Here is a 3,030-nt window from a genome sequence, read left to right as displayed (position 1 = left end):
GCGGCGGGACGGCGGCTGTTCGCCATATCCCGGCAGGGAAAGACCAGCCAGAACGACGCGGACCGCCTGCGTAAATACCTTGCCCGCTTTGGCCTGAACTGGGAGATGGTTGCCGGCGGTGCCTGAACGCAGGGTCCGGTGCGGATGCCGGGCATCATGGTATCCCGCGCCATGGTCATGGCTATTTCAGGGGACTGTCTGGAAAGTCCGCCTTTGAGACAGCCAGTAAAACGTAAGGACGTTTCTGGTGAAGCTTTTTGAAAAAAGGCGGCATCCGGACCTTTCAGGTATTTGCATAGGTAAGCCCATAAAGGCCTGATAGGTTATATGAAATCATGTCGCCGCAGCCATCCGGTATTTTCGCCTTCCGGAGCACTTCGTTGCGGGCATGTCAGCACGAAGTGACGCGGGACTGTCGGCGTCAATGCAGGGGAACGGGAACAGATGGCTGCCGACACGCATGGATATCTGCTGGCCACACGGTTGCAGTATTTTCTCACCGTAACCCGGCATGGCTCCATACGCAGCGCGGCGGCCGCGTTGGGGGTGGCGCCCTCATCCATCAGTCGTGTTATCGCGCAGTTCGAAGCGGAACTGGGTACGTCCCTGTTCGAACGTATCGCCCGCAGGCTGGTGCTGACGGCGGCGGGCAGGGTGCTGCGTGACCATGCCCGTGTGGGTGCGCTGGAACTTGAACGGGCGCAGGCCTGATCCGTGACATGCAGGGCCTGCGGCATGGTTCGATCACCATCGGGGTGGTGGAAAGTGTCGCGCGCGGCGTGCTTCCCGCGGTTCTGTCACAATTCTGGGCCAGCGCGCCGGATGTGAATGTTGATATCAAGGTGCTGGGATCGGAGCAGATACTGGCCGCCATTCAGGATGGTGCGTGTGATCTGGGTATTGCGTTCGATGCCCCGCATGAACCCGGTCGGCTTGACCGGCTGGCCGTGGTTTCCCTGCCTATTGGCGTCATCATGTCGCCCCGGCACCGCTTGGCGCGGCGTAAGCGCCTGCGCATGGCGGATCTGGCGGCCGAGCGCATTCTTGGTCCCGATACGGGGCTGACCATCAATAACCTGCTGCATGCGGGGCAGGGGGCGGAACCGGTCGCGTCCCCGCGCATGGCGACGAATTCGATCGCCTCATGGCCGATCTCGCCGCACGCGGGGCGGGCATCGCTTTCCAGACCCGTATCGGGGTGGAACACGAACTGCGTGAAAAGACGCTTGTCTTCGTGCCCTTTCATGCCAGCGGTATCAGGCCGCGTTCCCTCGGGGTTTACGTGCGTACCGGGCTGCTGCTGCCCGCCGCGCCATTACTACTGTCAAATCTGATTTCCGACGCATTCAGGCACCTTGCTCCACTCCCCTGAATTGTTGTGCCAGGCACAACATCATGGTGCGAATTTAGGGTCTATGCGGGACAGGAAAAACCTGAGACCGTGTCGCTATCGATATTAGATGCGAAGGTAGCGAACTCATGAAACAGGGTGCCGTCGACGCCGTCATCCGTGGCCTCAAGGCCGCGGGCGTAAGCGTTGTGTGTTATCTGCCAGACTCCCTTTTCAAGGAGCTCTACCCCGCCCTTGACGCCGATCCGGACATCCGGACCATCCCCGTGACAAACGAAGGCGAGGGGGCCGCGATCTGTGGCGGGGTGTTCCTGTCGGGCAAGCGGGCCGCGCTGATCATGGAAAACTCCGGCCTGCGCGCCTCGATCGAACCGCTGGCCCGTATGGGGCTGGGGGCGGGCATTCCCGTCATCATGCTGATGAGCTATCGCGGCGATCTGGGGGAGAACAACTGGTGGGCGATCCCGCACGGCATCACCATGGAACCGCTGCTGAACGCCATGCGCATTCCCTACCGTGTCGTCAGGCAGGAAAACGAGATCGAGACCGCCATCCACGATGCCTATGAATGGGCCTACGCCGCCTATTACCACGTCGCCATTGCACTGAGCGGGGAGATTGTACGATGAACCGTTTTGACTGCATGGAGGTGCTCGCGGCGCGGCTGAAGGATGAACTGGTCATTCTCTCGCTCGGTGGCAGCGTGGATGAATGGTACAACGCCGCCCCGCACATGCGTAAGGCCAGCCTGTTCCAGCAGCAGCTCGGATGTGTCACGCCACAGGCCTTTGGCCTTGCGGTGGGCCTGCCGCACCGCCGCATCATCTCGCTCGATACCGATGGCGGGATGCTTTTCAATCTCGGCATTCTCGCCACGCTGGGCAATGAACAGCCTGAAAACCTGTTCGTCGTGGTGTGGGACAATGAATGTTACCAGTCCATCGGTGGCCCCCCCACCCATACCGCCGCGCAGCGGGTGGATATCGCGGCCATCGCACGCGGCTCCGGGGTGAAGGAGGCGCATGTGGCGACCGATCTCGCCACGTTCGAGGAACATTGCCGCAAGGGGCTGGCCGCGCGTGAACCCTATATCGTGGTGGCGAAGGTGACATCCACGGTGCGCAGGGACATCCGGCGCAAACATTCCGACGGGCGCGAGGATAAGTACATCTTTGTCCGCCATGTGGAGGAAACGGAGAACATCGTCATCATGGGACCGAGCGAGCATAACTGAGGGCGGGCGTCATGGAACATTCTGCCACCACCCTGCCCGACATCAGCGCCGTCTGGGACTATATTGTCGTAGGCGGCGGGTCGGCTGGCGCCGTGATGGGCCGCCGCCTTGCGGAAAATCCGGAGGTCCGGGTGCTGGTTCTCGAATCAGGCCCCACGGACGAACATGTGCCCGAAATCGCGAACCCCGCCGCATGGGCCGGTCTTGCGACCTCGCGCTACGATTACCGCTATGTGTACGCCCCGGCGCGCCATGCCATGGGGCAGTCCATTCCCATTCCGCGCGGGCGTGTGGTGGGGGGATGTTCATCCACCAATGCCATGCTGTGGTATCGCGGCCATCCCTCGGACTATGACGGGTGGGAGCAGGCGGGGGCCACAGGCTGGAATTTCCGTTCCGTGCTGCCCTATTTCCGCCGGTGCGAGGACTGGGAGGGCGGGGCGAC

The 3,030-nt window shown here is 62.0% G+C and carries 5 protein-coding genes; all 5 read left to right on the top strand.

Annotation, left to right across the window (positions count from 1 at the left end):
* Positions 1–444: 444 nt before the first annotated feature.
* Positions 445–711, top strand: a complete 267-nt coding sequence (locus JCM25156_RS27150) for a helix-turn-helix domain-containing protein (RefSeq protein WP_051577525.1) — start codon at positions 445–447, stop codon at positions 709–711.
* An 8-nt stretch (positions 712–719) separates the two neighbouring features.
* On the top strand, positions 720–1,334 hold the full coding sequence (locus tag JCM25156_RS24120) for a LysR family transcriptional regulator substrate-binding protein (RefSeq protein WP_051577524.1): 615 nt from the start codon (positions 720–722) through the stop codon (positions 1,332–1,334).
* 145 nt (positions 1,335–1,479) lie between these two features.
* Positions 1,480–1,980, top strand: a complete 501-nt coding sequence (locus JCM25156_RS12425; RefSeq protein WP_025813327.1) for a thiamine pyrophosphate-binding protein — start codon at positions 1,480–1,482, stop codon at positions 1,978–1,980.
* Entirely contained in the window at positions 1,977–2,585 is a 609-nt protein-coding gene (locus JCM25156_RS12420) for a thiamine pyrophosphate-dependent enzyme (protein WP_025813326.1), read from the top strand. The genes JCM25156_RS12425 and JCM25156_RS12420 overlap by 4 nt, the downstream gene beginning before the upstream one ends.
* A gap of 11 nt (positions 2,586–2,596) precedes the next feature.
* A partial coding sequence (locus JCM25156_RS24115; RefSeq protein WP_034959623.1) for a GMC family oxidoreductase N-terminal domain-containing protein occupies positions 2,597–3,030 on the top strand: 434 nt, incomplete at its 3' end.

It is taken from the genome of Komagataeibacter kakiaceti JCM 25156 (genome assembly GCF_000613305.1).
Note: the sequence above shows the minus strand (reverse complement) of the source record. Positions and strands in the feature narration are given on the sequence as shown.